The 16,792-nt window shown below is 53.3% G+C and carries 17 protein-coding genes; 9 read left to right on the top strand and 8 right to left on the bottom strand.

Features of this window, described 5'->3' with window-relative positions; all coding sequences use genetic code 11:
- Positions 1-110: 110 nt before the first annotated feature.
- The 3 genes from FZX13_RS05510 to rpsD form a co-directional block, all read right to left on the bottom strand.
- The gene (locus FZX13_RS05510; protein WP_226408308.1) at positions 111-245 is read right to left on the bottom strand and encodes a high light inducible protein; all 135 of its coding nucleotides are present in this window, start codon (positions 243-245) and stop codon (positions 111-113) included.
- A gap of 326 nt (positions 246-571) precedes the next feature.
- Positions 572-1,198 carry a DUF4079 domain-containing protein gene (locus FZX13_RS05505; RefSeq protein ID WP_226408031.1) on the bottom strand — a complete coding sequence of 209 codons (627 nt, stop codon included), beginning with the start codon at positions 1,196-1,198 and terminating at the stop codon, positions 572-574.
- 61 nt (positions 1,199-1,259) lie between these two features.
- Complete coding sequence (rpsD, locus tag FZX13_RS05500; RefSeq protein ID WP_226408029.1) at positions 1,260-1,868, bottom strand: 30S ribosomal protein S4; 609 nt, start codon at positions 1,866-1,868, stop codon at positions 1,260-1,262.
- Positions 1,869-1,944: 76 nt separating this feature from the next.
- Between rpsD and yidD the strand changes: the two genes are divergently transcribed.
- Genes yidD through FZX13_RS05485 form a run of 3 tightly spaced genes read left to right on the top strand, consistent with a single transcriptional unit; the run spans position 1,945 to position 4,037 of the window.
- Positions 1,945-2,223 (top strand): membrane protein insertion efficiency factor YidD, encoded by a 279-nt coding sequence (gene yidD, locus FZX13_RS05495; RefSeq protein ID WP_226397913.1) that lies wholly within the window; start codon positions 1,945-1,947, stop codon positions 2,221-2,223.
- Entirely contained in the window at positions 2,223-2,495 is a 273-nt protein-coding gene (locus tag FZX13_RS05490) for a glutaredoxin family protein (protein WP_226408027.1), read from the top strand. The genes yidD and FZX13_RS05490 overlap by 1 nt, the downstream gene beginning before the upstream one ends.
- A 36-nt stretch (positions 2,496-2,531) precedes the next feature.
- Positions 2,532-4,037: a UDP-N-acetylmuramoyl-L-alanyl-D-glutamate--2,6-diaminopimelate ligase gene (locus FZX13_RS05485; protein ID WP_226408025.1), complete on the top strand. Its 1,506-nt coding sequence runs from the start codon at positions 2,532-2,534 to the stop codon at positions 4,035-4,037.
- A gap of 19 nt (positions 4,038-4,056) precedes the next feature.
- On the opposite strand, the gene FZX13_RS05480 is transcribed toward FZX13_RS05485, so the two are convergent.
- Both FZX13_RS05480 and FZX13_RS05475 read right to left on the bottom strand, forming a co-directional pair.
- Complete coding sequence (locus FZX13_RS05480; RefSeq protein ID WP_226408306.1) at positions 4,057-5,223, bottom strand: aminotransferase class V-fold PLP-dependent enzyme; 1,167 nt, start codon at positions 5,221-5,223, stop codon at positions 4,057-4,059.
- A 734-nt stretch (positions 5,224-5,957) separates the two neighbouring features.
- Positions 5,958-6,680, bottom strand: coding sequence for a GAF domain-containing protein (locus FZX13_RS05475; RefSeq protein ID WP_226408023.1), 723 nt, complete (start codon positions 6,678-6,680; stop codon positions 5,958-5,960).
- Between the two features lie 186 nt (positions 6,681-6,866).
- Between FZX13_RS05475 and FZX13_RS05470 the strand changes: the two genes are divergently transcribed.
- Complete coding sequence (locus FZX13_RS05470) at positions 6,867-7,553, top strand: DUF4079 domain-containing protein (RefSeq protein WP_226408021.1); 687 nt, start codon at positions 6,867-6,869, stop codon at positions 7,551-7,553.
- Positions 7,554-7,580: 27 nt separating this feature from the next.
- On the opposite strand, the gene FZX13_RS05465 is transcribed toward FZX13_RS05470, so the two are convergent.
- The 3 genes from FZX13_RS05465 to FZX13_RS05455 are packed head-to-tail and all read right to left on the bottom strand — an operon-like array spanning position 7,581 to position 10,175.
- Complete coding sequence (locus FZX13_RS05465) at positions 7,581-9,563, bottom strand: glycosyltransferase (RefSeq protein WP_226408019.1); 1,983 nt, start codon at positions 9,561-9,563, stop codon at positions 7,581-7,583.
- A gap of 31 nt (positions 9,564-9,594) precedes the next feature.
- On the bottom strand, positions 9,595-9,933 hold the full coding sequence (locus FZX13_RS05460) for a gamma-glutamylcyclotransferase family protein (RefSeq protein ID WP_226408304.1): 339 nt from the start codon (positions 9,931-9,933) through the stop codon (positions 9,595-9,597).
- Positions 9,930-10,175 carry a NifU family protein gene (locus tag FZX13_RS05455; RefSeq protein ID WP_011128549.1) on the bottom strand — a complete coding sequence of 82 codons (246 nt, stop codon included), beginning with the start codon at positions 10,173-10,175 and terminating at the stop codon, positions 9,930-9,932. Before FZX13_RS05455 ends, FZX13_RS05460 begins: the two co-directional genes overlap by 4 nt.
- Before the next feature lie 80 nt (positions 10,176-10,255).
- On the opposite strand from FZX13_RS05455, the gene FZX13_RS05450 reads away from it, so the two are divergent.
- The 5 genes from FZX13_RS05450 (at position 10,256) to FZX13_RS05430 (ending at position 16,776) form a co-directional block, all read left to right on the top strand.
- Positions 10,256-11,764 (top strand): malate:quinone oxidoreductase, encoded by a 1,509-nt coding sequence (locus FZX13_RS05450; RefSeq protein WP_226408302.1) that lies wholly within the window; start codon positions 10,256-10,258, stop codon positions 11,762-11,764.
- 264 nt (positions 11,765-12,028) lie between these two features.
- Positions 12,029-13,171, top strand: a complete 1,143-nt coding sequence (locus tag FZX13_RS05445; RefSeq protein WP_226408017.1) for a cupin domain-containing protein — start codon at positions 12,029-12,031, stop codon at positions 13,169-13,171.
- A 47-nt stretch (positions 13,172-13,218) separates the two neighbouring features.
- Entirely contained in the window at positions 13,219-13,824 is a 606-nt protein-coding gene (locus FZX13_RS05440; protein WP_226408015.1) for an aspartyl/asparaginyl beta-hydroxylase domain-containing protein, read from the top strand.
- Positions 13,824-15,419 (top strand): thiamine pyrophosphate-dependent enzyme, encoded by a 1,596-nt coding sequence (locus FZX13_RS05435; protein WP_226408013.1) that lies wholly within the window; start codon positions 13,824-13,826, stop codon positions 15,417-15,419. The genes FZX13_RS05440 and FZX13_RS05435 overlap by 1 nt, the downstream gene beginning before the upstream one ends.
- Before the next feature lie 7 nt (positions 15,420-15,426).
- On the top strand, positions 15,427-16,776 hold the full coding sequence (locus FZX13_RS05430; protein ID WP_226408011.1) for an FAD-dependent oxidoreductase: 1,350 nt from the start codon (positions 15,427-15,429) through the stop codon (positions 16,774-16,776).
- The last annotated feature ends 16 nt before the right edge of the window (positions 16,777-16,792 follow it).

Genomic DNA, 16,792 nt, shown 5'->3' with positions numbered 1-16,792 from the left:
GGCAGTGTTGCCTCCAACGCAAATCGCTCCCACGAGCATTCCGAAGTAAAAGAGCTTGACGTACCCAAGACGTGTCTCGGGCACCCAAACATCGCTTTCCTCTCTGGGCATCAGCCCATGCCGATCTGAGAAAGGATCCCTTGGCCAGTGAGCAGTTCAGTCCCTAAGCCAATGATGAATCCCATCATTGCGAGGCGACCGTTCCAGGTTTCAGCGAAAGAAGAAAAGCCGAACTTGCTTCCCATAGCGCTATTAAAAAACGTAACAACTTTATAGGCGATCCAGGTCTTCTGGTGTACCAAATGCTGCAATCACAATGCCTAGCTCTATCCCTGCGTTGTTGTGAGCTGTCGGAGCGATGAAGCTCCGATCTCGGCTGGGGGCGTTGAGGTTGCAGCCCACCACGCCTCCATGTCCTTGGCGTGAAGTGCTGCGGTACTCATTGCGGGTCGGTGGTTCTGGTAACTGGTTAGCTACCGCTAGATGCGGGCTAGGCGGGCGTTGCGCTGCATGTTTTCCAAGCAGTCCTTTCTGGCGACCTCTCTTGCTAGTTGCTCAAATAATGCAATCGTCAGAACCCGCTCAGCAGAAGGTTCCTTGTGCCTGAGATCGCTTGCATGGCCAGCAGCAAGGCCACCAGCAGATTGCTGCTCATGTGAAGGCGTCGCGCAGTCACGGAATGACCAATTAAGGGCTGCAGCGCTGTAGAGCTCAGCAATAGGCCCGTGAGCAACAGCCCCATCCAGAAATGGGACTGCCAGAACAAAGGGCTCCAGGGAACATCGCTGAACCGTTCCACGGTAGGTTGCAGTCCCAGCAGAAGCAGGCCGCCTGCACTGGCGGCAGCCCACAGCAGGCGCTGCCAGACGATTCGGCTCGAGAGCAGGCGTCTGAAGCTGAAGAGCACAGCGCTTCCAGTGAGCAGCAGACCCAGGGGATGGTTGTTCCAGAGGCTATGGCTCAGGCCGATCAGGACTGCCACCAGTACACCGCCGGTCACCCAGGCCCCATGCTGCGCGTGCTCAACCGGCACGGTGTCCGCGATCGGGTTGATCTTCAATCGCTTTTCCCTCGCCAGAATCCCTAGCCGGATCGTGGCCCCCACCACTGGGTAGACAAACAGGATCATCAGCACGGGATGGATCAGTCCCAGCCAGTCGTGGCTGGTGAGCGCTTGCAGTGCTTGGGGATCAGCCAAAAAAAAACGCAACCCTGTCTCCAGAGTTGCGCATCGTGGATCTCTGAACAGTGGCTCTGGATCAGACCTTTCTGGAGTAGTACTCCACCACCAGCAGTTCGTTGATCTCAAGGGCAACCCACTCGCGTTCGCAGCGGGCGGTGACCTTGGCACTCAGCTTGGCTTTGTCGAGCTCCAGGTGCGTTGGCACGTTGGCCAGGCCGGGGAACTCGAGGTTGCCTTCAGCCAGCTTCTTGCTGCACTTGCGCTCGCGGATGGCGATCACGTCGCCAGGCTTGCACTGGTAGCTGGCGATGTCGGTCACACGACCGTTCACAGTGACGTGACCGTGGTTCACCAGCTGACGGGCGCCAGGCACGGTGGGACCGAAGCCGAGGCGGAAACAAACATTGTCGAGACGGTTCTCGAGCAGCTTGAGCAGGTTGGTTCCGGTGGAACCCTCCTGGGCGCGCGCTTTCTTCACATAGCGCACGAGCTGACGCTCGGAGACGCCGTAGTTGAAGCGAAGCTTCTGCTTCTCTTCGAGACGGATCGCGTATTCAGAGCGCTTGCGACGGGCTTGGCCGTGCTGACCGGGGGGATAGGACCGTTTTGCGGCCTTCCGGGTGAGACCGGGGAGGTCTCCCAAGCGCCGCGTGATCCTCAGACGAGGGCCGCGGTAACGAGACATAAGTGGGAAGGTGTTTGTTGAGATCGTGCAGTTGTTGGGCATGCTGGAACCGAAACAGTCCCAGGCATCTCCCGCGATGCACGAATCGAGCACTCTATCTGGCGGACTCGCCGACCACCTGCGACGGGCGATCAATCAGGCTCTCGCTGCTGTTCTCCTGGCTGGCATTGCCTTCTATCGGCGCTTCATCTCCCCGATGATCGGGCCCCGTTGCCGCTTCACGCCCACCTGCAGTGCCTATGGCTTGGAGGCCATCCAGAAGCATGGCCCTTGGAAGGGTGGCTGGCTGACCGTGAAACGGCTGCTGCGGTGCCATCCCTTCACTCCCTGTGGATGTGATCCGGTGCCCGATTGATGCATAAGCTCACGCTGTTCAGCCGCACAGGATGCTGTCTGTGTGAAGGCCTTGAATCCCGCTTGCGCGCCCTCGATCTTGTGGGGATATCGATCACGTTGAAGGTGATTGATATCGATGCGCCAGGAACGCCCCAGGATCAAAGGGCGCGTTACGACCTCGAAGTGCCTGTGCTCGCGCTTGATGGTTGTGAGCTGCCCCGGGTTTCCCCGCGTCTTACTGGTGAGGGACTGTTGAATTGGTTGCAACGCTGCCTGTCCACGGCGCTCTGAACGGCTTAAAACTCCCTCAAGAAGCGTGGAGAGGGGATGACTCAGGCGTTGCATGCCCTGTTGAGTGATGCAGGGATCGCGGTGCCACAAGGCCTGGGCAATCCCACACTGGAGGCGATCACGACTGATTCACGCCGGGTCGGGCCGGGGAGTCTCTTCCTTGGGCTTCCAGGGGAGCAAGTCGATGGGGGAACGTTCTGGGCCCAAGCACTCGAGGCAGGTGCCGCCGCAGCGGTCATCGGACCTGGGGCTGCTGCAGCCCATCCTCCTGGAGCTGATGACCCTGTGGTGGTGATTCAAGAGCCGGTGGCGCGCCGGATCGGTGAGATTGCCGCTGCGTACTGGGATCACCCTTGCCGTCGGATGGCCTTGATTGGTGTGACGGGCACCAATGGCAAAACGACCACGACACATTTGATTGAGCATCTGGCCGCCTCGGCGGGCCAGCCCGTGGGCTTGTTCGGCACCTTGGTCAACCGCTGGCCCGGTCACAGCATCACGGCCACCCACACAACTGCATTTGCCGACCGTCTGCAGGGGCAACTCGCGGAGGCCGCATCTGCCGGCTGCGGCCTGGCGGCGATGGAAGTGAGTTCCCATGCCCTGGCGCAGCAGCGGGTGGCGGGCTGCCGCTTTGCCGGCGCCGTGTTCACCAACCTCACGCAGGACCACCTCGACTACCACGCCTCGATGGAGGACTACTTCGAGGCCAAGGCAACGCTTTTTGCCGATCCTTTGTTGCTCGATGGTGGGGGGCGCGCTGTCGTGAATAGCGATGACCCCTGGGGTGCGCGGTTGGCCGAACGCCTGGGCTCCGCCTGTTGGCGCAGCTCGCTGGAGGATCCATCGGCTGAACTGCACATGACCGAATTGCAGATGACGGGGGCTGGCGTGGAGGGACGCTTGATCAGCCCTTTGGGAGAGGGACGCTTCCGCTCGCCCCTGCTGGGACGCTTCAACTTGATGAACTTGCTTCAGGCGGTTGGGGTGCTGCTTCAGCAGCAGTTGCCCTTGCCGGTTTTGCTGGAGGCCATCGGCCGTTTCGGCGGTGTGCCTGGACGGATGGAGCGGGTGATCGTGGACGGGGTGAACGATGAAGTGCTGCCGCCGGTGTTGGTGGATTACGCCCATACCCCGGATGGCTTGGACAACGCTCTTTCAGCAGCACGTCCGTTCTGCACCGGCCGGCTGATCTGTGTGTTCGGTTGTGGTGGTGACCGGGATCGCGGCAAGCGTCCCCAAATGGCCGCAATTGCAGCCCGTCTGGCGGACCGCGTGGTGGTCACCTCCGATAACCCCCGTACCGAGGATCCTCAGCAGATCCTGGATGACGTGGTGGCTGGGATTCCGGCCGGCATTGATCTCGTTGTGGAGGGAGATCGGGCTAAGGCCATTGCCTTCGCCATTGCAGAGGCTGAGGCCGACGATCTGGTGCTGGTTGCCGGCAAGGGGCACGAGGACTACCAGATTCTCGGCACTGAGAAGGTGCACTTTGACGACCGCGAGGAAGCGGAACAAGCCCTGAGCCAGAAGTTGCTCTGAAGCGGTTGCTCTGAAGCGATCAAAGGGCGCTGATCGCTGCCACCAGGGCATTGATGTCATCGCCCGTGGTGCTGATGTGGGTGCAAGCTCGTAGGCAACTGGGGTCGGCTAAATCGCGAATCCAAAGCCCTTTGGACCCCAACTGCTTCACATGCTCAGCGGGGGATACGTCGCCGTTGATCTGGAAGCTCACCAGTCCGCTGGCGGGCGCCGTTTCCAGCAGGGGTGTGACGTGGTCTAGCCCTTGGAGTGCCTGCCAGAGGTTTCCGCTGAGTTGTCGAATGCTGTCCCAGCGTTGGTCGGCTGCCCCCTGTCGTTCCAGAAGTTCAAGGGAGCAGCGCAGGCCGGCCATCAGGGGCACGCAGCTGGTAGCCACTTCAAAGCGGCGGCTGTCGTTGTGAAAAAGATCGCTGCCGTTCAGATCGGCCTTGCTTTCATCGCGCAGGCTGCGCCAGCCGATCACGGTCGGAGCGGCCTCGGCTACCACACGTTCTGAAAGTGCCACGCCTCCCAGGCCTTCGGGCCCGCAGGCCCACTTGTGCCCGGTGAAGGCATAGATATCGGCTGCGGCAGCAGCTTCTTCGACGGGAATCTGCCCGAAGCTTTGGGCTGCATCCACCAACAGGAAGGGTTGTTGTGGGTGTTGGTTGAGCTGTTCGGCAACGGCGGCAATCGGCATCACCTGTCCCGTGTTCCAGAGCAAATGGCTCAGCACCACCAGCCGGGTGCGTGGGGTGAGGGCCTGTGCAATCGCCTCCATCACGGCTGCATCGCAGTGGGTTTGATCACCACGCAGATGCTTCACCTTCAGCAGGTCAATGGCGAGGTTCTGGCGCCTGGCCAACTCAACGCAGGCGCTGACCACACCTGGGTGTTCGCAGTCGCTGATCAGCAGTCGGTCGCCTTCAGCAAAGGGCAGCCCCCACAGCGGCAGCACGCAGCCGCTGGTGACGTTCTCCGTGAGGGCCAACCGATGGGCAGGGACGCCACAGCACTGGGCCAGAAGGCGTCGGGTGCTGTTGACCTCCGAGGCGATGAAGGGCCAAACATCCGCTGTGAATGGCCCCAACTCCTGAATGCGTAACCAGCTCGCCGTGATGGCTTCCAGAGATGGGTTGGGCAACGGCCCTTGGCCGCCGTAGTTGAAGTACGTCTTGTTCTGCAGGGCAGGGCAGAGGTCACGCATGGTCGCGGCACTGGCGTGAGCCGAAGGATGGGTGCCACCACGTTGGCAAGACCATCGGGCCATAGCCAGGCGATAGACGCTGAGCCTGCTGCGTGATCGTTTCAGGGTTGGGTCAATGAATTCAGCACCACTTTTTTCTGAATTTTTTTTCCGCTGTTCGTTCCATCTGCCATCCAGACCAGCGTCGCCATTCGATCTCAGCTGCCGTCAAGCATTGATCGGCGAGCGATTCCTTTTGGTTCTTGGGTATGGCAAATCGGATGGGGCAAGCAGGACCAGCGTTCAACTCAATCTCCCGACATGAACCAACCCTGTCTTGCAGCTTGGTTGCGTGATGGTTTTGTTTGATACCGAACGCAATCGATCAGTATTTCAACTCAGTTTGCATCGCAATCCTGTGGGCCTGGAAAGCTTCAGCTGGCCTTGAGGTACACCTTGCGACCTTTGGCGTCCACTTTGTATCGACCACCCCGAGGGCCGATGTGAATCACATCTGATAGCGATGTGTTGATTGGGGTTGGTGGTTCCAGGCGTTCTGCTTCGACGACTGGAGATGCGGAAGTGTCTGGGGTCTGCGTTTGCAGGTGTGGCGCAGCTTTGAAAATATTGAGCCCGAGCTTGCGATACAGAAAATCTGCAATTCGCATAACGCATTACTAGAACTACAAATTTATTTTCCGGTGATGTCAAGTGTTTGTGGTGTTGCTTCTCTCAATCACTCATCTTCAATGGATTCAACCGTGCCTGTTCGAGGGATCGAGTCCGCTCGTTGGGACGTCTGGGAAGTGCTCGTTCATGCACTCGGGGCAGATGCCATGGCTGAAATTCAGCGTGCTGTGCTGCATTAGGAACCGTTCGATCGGTTGCCAGAATCCTTCGCTGTCGCGGATGGATTTGCAGTAGCTGCAGGTGGTGACCAAGCCCTGATGGTGATGCATCTGGCAGAACTCATCCATCAGGGCCAGTGAGCGGCGCCTGAGTTCCAAAAGAGTGGTGGCCTGCTCAGCCAGGCCTTCCATCACCTTGTATTGCGAATTGGTTAATGATTTGGGAATGCGATCAATGACACAAAGCGTTCCGATGCGGTGATTGATATCGGTTTTAAGGGGGAATCCTGCGTAGAGGCGGATGTGAGGTTCTTCCTGAACGAGAGGGTTGTCGCGGAATTTTTCGTGAAACAGTGCGTCCTCAACAACTAGCGGTTTGGAATCGAGAATCGTATGGGCGCAAAAGGAAATGTCCCGGTCTGTTTCGCTGGCCTCAAGACCCACCTTTGATTTGAACCACTGACGTTTTTCGTCCACCAGAGAGATCAGGGCAATCGGCGACTGGCAAATCTCTGAGGCCATTCTGGTGATGTTGTCAAAAGCCTTTTCAGGCTTTGTTCCCAGAATTCGATATTCACTGAGTGATCTCAGCCTGGCTGCTTCGTTGATCGGCTTGGGTGCTGTCCGCATTGGTTCAGCTCGCTAGGCATGCCTGTGGTCTAAGGCATTCATTTTTTATTTTCTGTAAATATGCAGTGCGATATTTTGCGCTTTGTTGATTTTCATTTGATCGATTAATTAAATTTGCAAGGTGGCTACTTGAAGCATCACGGTTGCTGGCCATCCTTGAGCTCGTAAGGGCATGGACACTGGCTTGTGACCATCACTGATTGGCTCTGGATTCTTCATCCCGCCTTGGCGGTTGTTCTGATTTATCCCCTCATCGGAATGGTGGTGCGTCTTGCCTGGCAGACCCGTCAGAGGCGCGTTGCCAAGGTGAAGCATTCACCGGTGGTTGGCCGGGATCACAGTGATCTGGGCCGTTGGCTTTCGGCGGGTGTGGTGCTCCTGGTGCTGATCGCCTTGACCGTGGTCATCGCCACCAAGGAGCCACTCGCTGATTTCTCTGGCGGCGCCGGTCGTGCCTTACAGCTGAGCATCGTGCTGCTGGGGACGGTGGTGAGCCTGATCGCGCTTTGGCGAAGCAAGGCTGCCGCCCTGCGCCTCAGCTTCAGCTTGATCACATGGGTTGGTGTGCTCACCCTGGGAGCCCAGCCGGAGGTGTGGCGACTGTCGGATGATCCCCTCTCGCCGGCGTTCTGGCAGTCCCATTACTGGGCTGGTGTTGCCGTCACGGGGCTGATGTTGTTTTCTTTAGCGGCCCGGCCTGAAATCGTGCGGGACCTTCGCCTGCGCCGACTGCATGTCACGGCCTCGGTGTTGGCGGCGTTGCTCTTCGTGATGCAGGGCATCACCGGTACGCGGGATCTACTGGAGATTCCTTTGAGTTGGCAAAAACCAGCGGTCTACGGCTGCGACTTTGCTCTTCAGCGTTGTCCTTAAGCCCTCTCCAGAGCTGTTGCCCCGAGATCAGGAGCGTCGTGGCACAAGAGAACGGTTGAACGCCTGAGGAGCTGAGCCGCCGCAGAGCAATCGTTTCAGCAGCACCAGCAGTCCTAAGACTTCCCGTCGAGGCCTCCGGTCCGGCCAGACCCCATCGCTGCAGAACAACCAGCGGATCAGGCTGTGCCGTTGGGGTTCGCTGAGGTTGCCCCAGTCCAGACCTGCTCGTCGCTCTTGGATCTGCAGTATCACCAGCGGCAGAGGCGGGACGGCCGCTGTCCAGTGCAGCTGGCTGCCATGGATCAAGGGCGGAACCTCTTTGGCGAAGCCCAGCTCCACGCCGCTTTCACTGATGGCGGTGATCCGACAGGGATGGCGATGCCCCCCGGAATCAATCACTTCCGCCTCGTGATCCAGGCTGAGCCACGGTGCAGGATCGGTCTGGGGAGGGTTCCAGCAGGCGCGAAGAGCGATGAGGGTTCCCAGCAGATTCAACCCAGCCCAGACCAGCCCCAATTGGAGCGGTCCGAGTTCACCCCAGCCCTCGAGCCATAGCTTCTGAACGAGTCCCAGCAGATTCGCCAGATTGAACAGACTGAGCACGATCAGGGGAAGCGCCAGAAACCAGGCCCAGCCGCCTTGGGAGCGCTGGCGATGTTTGGGGGTGACCCGGAATCCAACGGAGGCACCCAGGACATTGCAGATCAGGCTTACCACCAGTGGAACAGTGAGCACCCAGCCGGTCAGTTCGGTCAGCAGGGCTGAGCGGCTGTTGCGGTTCAGCCAGCCGATGCTGAGCAGCACCGTTCCCCACAGCGGCAGCATCAAGTCGATGATGGCTCGCTGATCCAACAGGATCGGTGCAATTCCAAACAGCCCATAGCTCAACGGCATCAGCATCAGCACCAACCTCGGCAGGTTGTTGAGCCAATGGACGACGCCCTCCAGGTAGGCCAGCCTCTGGCCGGGGCTTAGGCCATGAGCCCGTAGCGGGCCATGGGTTAGTCCCAAACTTTGCAGGGTGCCGTTGGCCCAGCGTTGCCGCTGTTGCACAAAGTCCTCCATGGACTCTGCGGCCAGTCCAGCACTGAGCTTTTGCTGGAGGTACTGCAGCTTCCATCCCTGCGCACGCAGGGCAATGCCGGTGACGTAGTCCTCCGACAAGGCACCCTCGATGAAGCCACCGATCCCATCGAGGGCGTGCCGCCGCACCACGAAGGCTGTGCCGGCGCAGACCACTGCCCCCCAGCCGTCTCGTACCGGTTCAATCCAGCGATAGAAGCTCTCCTCATCCGGTAGCAGCCACGATTCCATCCGCAGGTTTCGCATCACCGGATCGGCATTGATGAATGACTGCGGCGTCTGCAGCAGGGCCACGTCGGGGTCCAGTAGGAAGCCGATGCTGCGTTCCAGGAACCGGTGCTGGGGGATGAAGTCCGCATCGAACACCGCCACCAGTTCGCCATCACAGCGGCCGAGCCCGGCGTTGAGGTTGCCCGCCTTGGCGTGCCGGCGTTCGGGACGATGCAGGTAGCGACAGCCCAGTCGTTTGGCTAGCCGCTTCACCTCCTCACGGCCAGAGTCATCCAGAACCAAAACGCTGGTATGGGCATAGCTCTGCTGCGTGCAGCCCAAAAGCGTTCGTTGCAGCACCGCCAGCGGCTCGCCGTAGGTGGGAACAAGGATGTCCACATGGGGCCTCCACTCCGAGGCCTGCCAGTCTTGATGGCGTTTTTGGGCTTCCCGACGTCGATCCAGGAAGCGACGCCAGGCCAGCCATAGCGGCAGCAGTCCGGTGATCAGTAGCCAGCTCTCTGCCAGCAGCAACAGGCTGCTGAGGCTGGTGGAAACAGAGCTATCGAGATTGAGGCTGGCGGTACAGCGCCAATACAAATAACGAAGGGTCAGGACGCTGATCAACAAAATCAGGCTGCGTCGAGCCCACAGCGGAGACTCCGCTTCCGGCCGCTGGATCAGCGCCAACGGCCAGAGCAGTAGCAGCAGGCTCACTCCACGGCCAGGCGTTGGTTCTTCGGCAACGCTAAGGGGGGTGCTGGAACGACTGAGGAGGGATCTGCTGGAGATTCCCTTGAGCCGCTTCGTAGAGCCACACGCTGCGGCCATCCCGAAGGATCACGTTGGTGCGTTGGTACACCTCAGGCACCTCTTCCCAATCATCCAAATCAGGCCAGCAAGGCTCGGGCACCCAGTACACCTCTCCTGAGATGGCCCCGTCCCCCCTCTTCAACATCGGGTAACCATGGTGCTGGATCTCGAAGAAGCCATCGACGATGCCGTCACGGTCGCGTTTGGTGACCTTCAGCAAGTGATGGGCACTGCCGTTGCTTTTGAGTGATCCGTAGACGAAGAGGCGCCTCAGAGCACCTGCACCACTTCACTTACTTCGGGAATCGATTCGCGCATCTTGCGTTCAATGCCCATCTTCAGGGTCATCGTGCTGCTGGGGCAGCTGCCGCAGGCTCCCTGCAGACGCACCTTCACGATCGGCCCATCCAGTTCCACCACTTCAACGTTGCCGCCGTCGGCCATCAGGAAGGGACGCAGTTCATCCAGCACCTTCTCCACGTTCTCCAGCGTGAGGGCCATGGTTTCAGTGCTCATCGGGAGGAACAAGACATCAAGGCCCCAAGGTTACGGAGTGGCCCCATATGGTGACGAGAGCGGTTAACCCTCCAGCTCCGGTGCAGCACGACGGTTCGTTCAACCCAGAGGCCCGTTACGACGCTGTGCTGGTGGGCGCTGGAATCATGAGCGCCACCCTGGCGGCGCTGCTGCATGAACTGGATCCGCAGCTGCGGATTCTTCTGGTCGAGCGGCTCGAGGCGCCTGCCCTGGAGAGCAGCGCTGCGGTGAACAATGCCGGCACCGGCCATGCCGCCAACTGCGAGCTGAACTACACCCCTCTCCAAGCGGATGGCTCCGTCGCGACGGCCAAAGCGGTGGCCATCAATGCTTCGTTTGAGCGCAGCCTTGAGTTCTGGGGCTCGCTGCAGGAGCGGGGCGACCTCGACGCCGGCAGCTTTCTGCACCAGGCGGCCCACATCAGTGCTGTGTGGACGCCGGAGAACATTGCCTTTCTGCGTCAGCGCTTCAACCAGCTAAAGGAGCTGCCGGCCTTTGCTCGGATGCGGTGGAGCGAGGAGCACAGCGAGCTCACCGAATGGATGCCCCTGGTGATGGCGGGGCGCGATCTCAAGCAGCCATTGGCGGCCACCCGGATTGATCGCGGCACCGACGTGGATTTCGGCAGCCTCACCCGGGCCTATCTGATGCCGTTGCAACAGAGCGGTGCGCTCACTGTTGAGTACGGCACCCAGGTGCAAGACCTCAAACGCTTGCGCCGCAGCGACATGACCGAGGCCGATTGGCGCGTGCTGCTGAAGGGGCCCTCCGGCAAAAAAGAGGTGCGGGCACCCTTCGTCTTCCTCGGTGCCGGCGGGGGGGCCCTGCCGCTGCTGCAACGCTCCGGGATTCCGGAGGCGGCTGATTTTGCAGGCTTCCCGGTGAGTGGCCTCTGGCTGGTTTGCGGTGATGCGCAGCTGGCTAATCGTCAGCTGGCCAAGGTGTACGGAAAGGCGGCGGTGGGGGCCCCACCGATGTCGGTGCCCCACCTCGACACGCGCTGGATTGATGGCAAGCGGTCGCTGTTGTTCGGACCCTTTGCGGGCTTCAGCAGCAAGTTCCTCAAGCAGGGCTCCCTGCTGGATCTGCCCGCCTCCGTTCGCGCCACCAATCTCCTGCCGATGCTGCAGGTGGGTGCCACCAATTTCGAATTGGTGCAGTACCTGATCAATCAGCTGCGCCAGAGCCCTGCGGAGCGGCACGAAGCGTTGCAGCAGTTCATGCCCACGGCCCGCGTTGAAGACTGGTCACTCTCGGTGGCTGGCCAGCGGGTGCAGATCATCAAACGCAGCAAGCAGGGCGGAAGGCTGCAGCTGGGAACGGAGGTGGTGGCCTCCGGTGATGGCTCCATGGCGGCATTGCTGGGGGCCTCCCCGGGAGCAAGCACGGCGGTGACGATCATGTTGGAGGTGCTGCAGCGCTGCTTCAAGCAACGGCTCAACAGCGACGCCTGGCAGCAGCGGTTGCAAGCGTTGTTGCCCAGCATCCATGAAGAGCCACAGCAGGATCCGCAGGTGCTGCACCGGATGCGTGAGCGCAGTGATGCCTTGCTGGGACTTACCGGCTGATCCCCATTGCCCCAGATTCACCTAGGAATTGCACAGTGACACCATTCGACTGCCACAGGCAGGAGCAGTGTTGCGAAAGCGGGATTTGCTAGTGCTGCTGTTGAGCTGTGATGAATGAATGGATGTCGTAAGCCTTCCATATGAAGCCTTGGCGTCAATTGGTTGCTGCAACCACGAACCAAGTCTATAAAACTTAAAAAAAAGGCATTTTTCAATGATTTTTAGAACTACTCCTCCGATCCACGGCTAGCTTAAGCAAAAAAAATGCGGAGCGAAACATTAAAAAATATATTTTTAAGCCGTCGCCCTGCATTTTTAAACTCTGAAATCACAGATATCGATAATGTTTTTTCATTAAAGAGGCTTGAGGCGATTTTGCAAAATCCAGACTCGCTAAAGCACACAATCCTCGCCAAGGTATCGGATGAAACTCTGACAGCTCCTCAACATCTTGATTTGAGCATCCTTCTCAAAGCGTTAGAAAAGAGTGTATCCCTCAAATTAGAGAGTATTCAATTATTTGATTCTAAGCTTGAGTCTCTTAGAAATAAATTCTTTGATTGCCTGGACCACCCTTGTGATATTAATTGTTATCTAACTCCTCCATTCGCGCAATGCTTTAATCCACACTTCGATGACCACGATGTGTTTATTCTGCAGATAGAAGGGGAGAAAGTCTGGAAAGTTGATAACGCATCGAAGGAGTACTATCCTCTAGAATCTGAATCATTTAGGAGTAAAACTTATCAATATTCAGATCCACAAAGTTTGACCTTGAGAAGAGGAGACGTCTTGTTTATACCTTCTGGTCACGTTCATCATGCACAAACATTAAACGGTTACTCACTCCATTTGACAATTGGGGTGCATCAGATGAGAGCCATCGATCTTTTGCATGAGTTTCTTAAAAAGAGGAAAAATGAAAATAAACGTATATTCTTCAATGAGCCTGTCGCACAATCGAAAGAAGTTCAACATGATTTTGATGATGAAATCGAAAAATTAATGGTTGGATTTCAACATATTCCTGATGCCCTTCTTTCACAGCACGAGAAAGAGTGGAATCGTAAAAAAATGCTCGATTGGGCAAGGCAACCCTCTGGCCAACAAATTGAAGCTTTGATGCATTCGATGAGCTATGACAGTTCGTCGTGTTCTGGTCTGCTGATTAGAGGGACTCCTCATATCAAAGTTGAACAACGCGATGAAGTCGTAGTTCTTAGTAATAAGGATTCACATGCGTTGATACCTATCCAATACTGGAAGGATTTGTCCAGGCTCTACGAATTAAGTACATGGCATCCATGCAATTCAATTTTGGATGGACAGAGTTTTATGGCTATGAACCACTATCTCCAGGATTTAATTGTAAAAGGTTTGATAGAATGTCAATTCAAGCATTTATAGGTGATAAATATGAATAATACAATCCAATGAAAACATCATCATCAGAGATGAGTGGCTTCCTCGATCCACCAGCTCTTAGCTTCCATCCTCTAGTAATGGATCAAATTGAGGAGATCGCCAATGAATTTATACATGATTCATTGGATTTGTCTTTTTTGAAGATTCGTGTGGGATATGAAAAAACATGGCATCAAACAATTACTGATGTTGATGACCTCTCTCCACCTATAGAAAAGTGGATTAAGGAAGGTGGATTTCATCAACAGCAAATTGGTTATGATTCGAGAGATGGAAAATGGCAGACGTTTCCTCTATTTAAAGCAGATGAGCCTGAATTATCTGAGACAATAAGTGCATTTTTGCCAAAGACAATCGCACTTTTACGAGTTATTCCAGGTCTACATTTTGCCGCATTCTTTAAGCAGCCTCCTTTGGCTGCCGTAAAACCACACGCCCACACCTTAAACCATGCTATTTGTCATTTTTTGCTCACTGATTTAGAACGAGGTCGTGCTTGGATTCAGGTCAATGGGCGCAAACAGTATCTACAAAATAAGGGAGATTGCATTGCTTTTAATTACATGCATACTCACTCATCATGCAATGAAAGTGAATCAGATCGGATTAATCTTGTTCTAGATGTGGTTTTATAATGGAAATTATCGAGAGTCTTATAGAGTCTTTGTTGGCATGCAATATAAAAGACGTATTCACATTGTCTAATGACTCATTGATTGATATTTTAGCCGCATTTGAAAAGTCAAACTTTAATATTCATTGCTTATATTCTGAAGAAAATATACCAATAGCCGCAGGAGCCTGCGCTACCTATACAGGCAATACAACTGTTGTATTGCTTTCAGATGGTTTTTCAGTTAACAAATCAATTAATTCACTTATTGCTACACGTATAAAGTATTGCCCAGTGCTTTGTATTATTATTGATAATAATCAGGATTCAGCATTAGCATTAAAGGAAAATAATGTAGAATCACTAAAGACAGACCCTTTCCTTGCAAAATATGGTTTTCAACAAATAAATCCTAATCTACTCAATCAGCCTTCGAATATGATCGCGCACTTAAAGCAGATCCATATAAAAAATGTGCCGCACCTTTTACGGATAAGGTTATCTTCTAACATATATCCCACTCCAATTCCACCACTTATGCGACAAAAAAGAGATATTATTCACTACCTTAAAAGATTACTGCCAAACCAGTCTGATCACTCATCAATCCAACCAACCATTAATGACTTTATTGCCAACAAACATGCGATAGCGATTCTTGGCAACCAGATACATAAATCTAATGATCAAGCAAATGTGAGGAGGCTCCTCCAAGCGTTGCAAATACCTTATGCTTCGCTGCCAAGTACTAAATCTTTTGTGCCCGAAAATAATGAAATGTATCTGGGTACATATTATGGCAACCTAAGTTCGTCATATCTGATTCATCATCTTCGTGATGTAACACATATTTTAAAAATTGGAGTTGAAGACTACCCCTATGATTTTTACCAGTCTGACAAATATTTGGTGGAAGTTACTAGATGTCTAAATCCTACGTTCTTTTCAATTAATGCCGACTATTTTTTCCTTGATCAGCAAATTGAGGAGAACAAGTTTTTGTCTAATCCAATTAATGGTGATGTTTATGATAGACAACTTTTAAACTCGACAGACCAAGAAATTCTGGATCGCATAACGTATACATTGTCCCTTCCCTCATTTTGCCCAAAAGTCATTGTGGCTGATGTTGGCGTCACTTGCTTGTCCTCTTTAGGTATCAGGTTAGGCCCGACGGATGCTTACTTCTCTAATCATGCATCAGCTTCAATGGGGCTTTCTCTTGCATCTGCGTGCGGAATTTCAATCGCAAAACCTTCAACACCAGTTTGGATTCTCATTGGTGATGGCTCCTTACTCATGGCACTCAGTGATCTTGTATTCCTTGCAAATCTAAAAAATAACATTAATATTCTTCTTCTTGATAATCAACAATATCTGACTGAGAATCTTCGCTACAAAACTAAGCATCACAGTACACCACCCATTAACTGGGAATCCCTTTCAAAGAGTCTAGGGATTGATCATTTTTTTAGAGTTAATACACAAGAGCAGGCTGAAACCTGCCTAATCGAGTCATCAAATTTACCTAATACTACTTTCATACAGATCTGTTTAAATAATAAAAATAAGTTTGATTCAACAATCCTTGGTTCATTAAATTTTCTAGATAAATAATATGTCAATGAATGAGTTCAGCACGATTATTATTGGTGCTGGAATATCTGGATGCTTAGCGTCTTATCGTCTGCAGACAAGGCTGAATCAGTCGCAACCACCTGTCCTATTGATAGAACAATCATCCACTGTGGGTGGCCGTATTCACTCTGTTGACGACGGTTCAGGAACTTTCATGGAATTTGGTGCAATGAGAATATCTGAAAATCATCAAGAGGTTATTGCTCTGTGTGATGAATTAGGAATAGAGCTTGAAGAATTCTACGGAATTTTTAATCAAAATTCTTATATATATATTAACGGTTTCGCAAGACGTCTAGGCCACCAAAATCCTCACCCTGACGATCTCTTACAATCAGCTTTATCATCTTTTACCCATCGTCATCCATCCAATAAAAATGATACTCATTCGAATAATTCACTTTTAAGTTGTCTCGAAGTTGATTTCAAATGCTCATACCTTCAACTCTCTTTCCAAGCCGTTCTGAAACATGTAATGACTACAAGCCAGTATGAATATTATCGGAGTTTGATTGGATATGATTATTTGTTTGGTCATGACATAAGTTTTTACGGCGTTTTGTATAGCAATAGATGTTTCACACAAAATTCAAAATTCTATCGACCTAAGGTCTCAATGAGCGAGATCACCGATCAACTATCTACGCACTTTGTCGATTCAGGTGGATTTTTAAAGTTAAATTGTAAGGCATTATCAATTTCAAAACAAGATGACTTTTATTGTCTCATAACTAGTGATGGAGTCTTTAAGGCTAAAACAGTAATTTCTACAATGTCAATTAAACAATGTCTGAACTTTGATGGTCTTGAATCGACTGGTATTAGCCGATCCCTACTATCAACATGCTCTCAATGCGTTGGGCAATATGCTTCCACAAAAGTATTTGCACTATTCGAGCAATCACGTTTTGATAACCTTAAATTGGCCCCTGTATTAAATTGCCAGGTATTTCGTACGGATCTACCTTTAAGGCAAGGTATATATCCAAGAATAAATAATCAAAATCAAACATCAATGCTTGTTGGCTATAAAAACAATGGATTTGATGATATTAATATCGATTCCTTGACGACATCGGAATGTTCTGAGCTCCTGTCTAAAATCAATGGATTTACAGTTGCTAAACCAAAAGAGATCTATTCATATAATTGGTTACAGAGTCCATCTGGATTGGCCAGTCATTATTTAAAAATTGGGAACAACTACACTGATTTCCTTCCATTAGTGAACACCGGGAGTGAAAGAGTCTATTTTATTGGTGAAGCTTTTTCAACTCAACATGGTTGGATTGCTGGTGCCATTGAATCTGTAAATAATCTTCTGGAAAAGATCTAATTGTCTAGTATCCATA

The organism is Synechococcus sp. MU1625 (genome assembly GCF_020514205.1).
Taxonomy (GTDB): domain Bacteria; phylum Cyanobacteriota; class Cyanobacteriia; order PCC-6307; family Cyanobiaceae; genus Parasynechococcus.
The sequence above is the reverse complement of the archived record's forward strand: the minus strand, read 5'-3'. Positions and strand labels throughout refer to the sequence as shown.

What these genes read in the sequence shown, in the direction of transcription:
- FZX13_RS05480 (WP_226408306.1), bottom strand. Translation starts at nt 5,223, where the DNA reads ATGCGTGACCTCTGCCCTGCCCTGCAGAACAAGACGTACTTCAACTAC.
- rpsD (WP_226408029.1), bottom strand. Translation starts at nt 1,868, where the DNA reads ATGTCTCGTTACCGCGGCCCTCGTCTGAGGATCACGCGGCGCTTGGGA.
- yidD (WP_226397913.1), top strand. Translation starts at nt 1,945, where the DNA reads ATGCACGAATCGAGCACTCTATCTGGCGGACTCGCCGACCACCTGCGA.
- FZX13_RS05485 (WP_226408025.1), top strand. Translation starts at nt 2,532, where the DNA reads ATGACTCAGGCGTTGCATGCCCTGTTGAGTGATGCAGGGATCGCGGTG.
- FZX13_RS05445 (WP_226408017.1), top strand. Translation starts at nt 12,029, where the DNA reads ATGCGGAGCGAAACATTAAAAAATATATTTTTAAGCCGTCGCCCTGCA.
- FZX13_RS05440 (WP_226408015.1), top strand. Translation starts at nt 13,219, where the DNA reads ATGAGTGGCTTCCTCGATCCACCAGCTCTTAGCTTCCATCCTCTAGTA.
- FZX13_RS05430 (WP_226408011.1), top strand. Translation starts at nt 15,427, where the DNA reads ATGAATGAGTTCAGCACGATTATTATTGGTGCTGGAATATCTGGATGC.
- FZX13_RS05510 (WP_226408308.1), bottom strand. Translation starts at nt 245, where the DNA reads ATGGGAAGCAAGTTCGGCTTTTCTTCTTTCGCTGAAACCTGGAACGGT.
- FZX13_RS05490 (WP_226408027.1), top strand. Translation starts at nt 2,223, where the DNA reads ATGCATAAGCTCACGCTGTTCAGCCGCACAGGATGCTGTCTGTGTGAA.
- FZX13_RS05475 (WP_226408023.1), bottom strand. Translation starts at nt 6,680, where the DNA reads ATGCGGACAGCACCCAAGCCGATCAACGAAGCAGCCAGGCTGAGATCA.
- FZX13_RS05435 (WP_226408013.1), top strand. Translation starts at nt 13,824, where the DNA reads ATGGAAATTATCGAGAGTCTTATAGAGTCTTTGTTGGCATGCAATATA.
- FZX13_RS05455 (WP_011128549.1), bottom strand. Translation starts at nt 10,175, where the DNA reads ATGAGCACTGAAACCATGGCCCTCACGCTGGAGAACGTGGAGAAGGTG.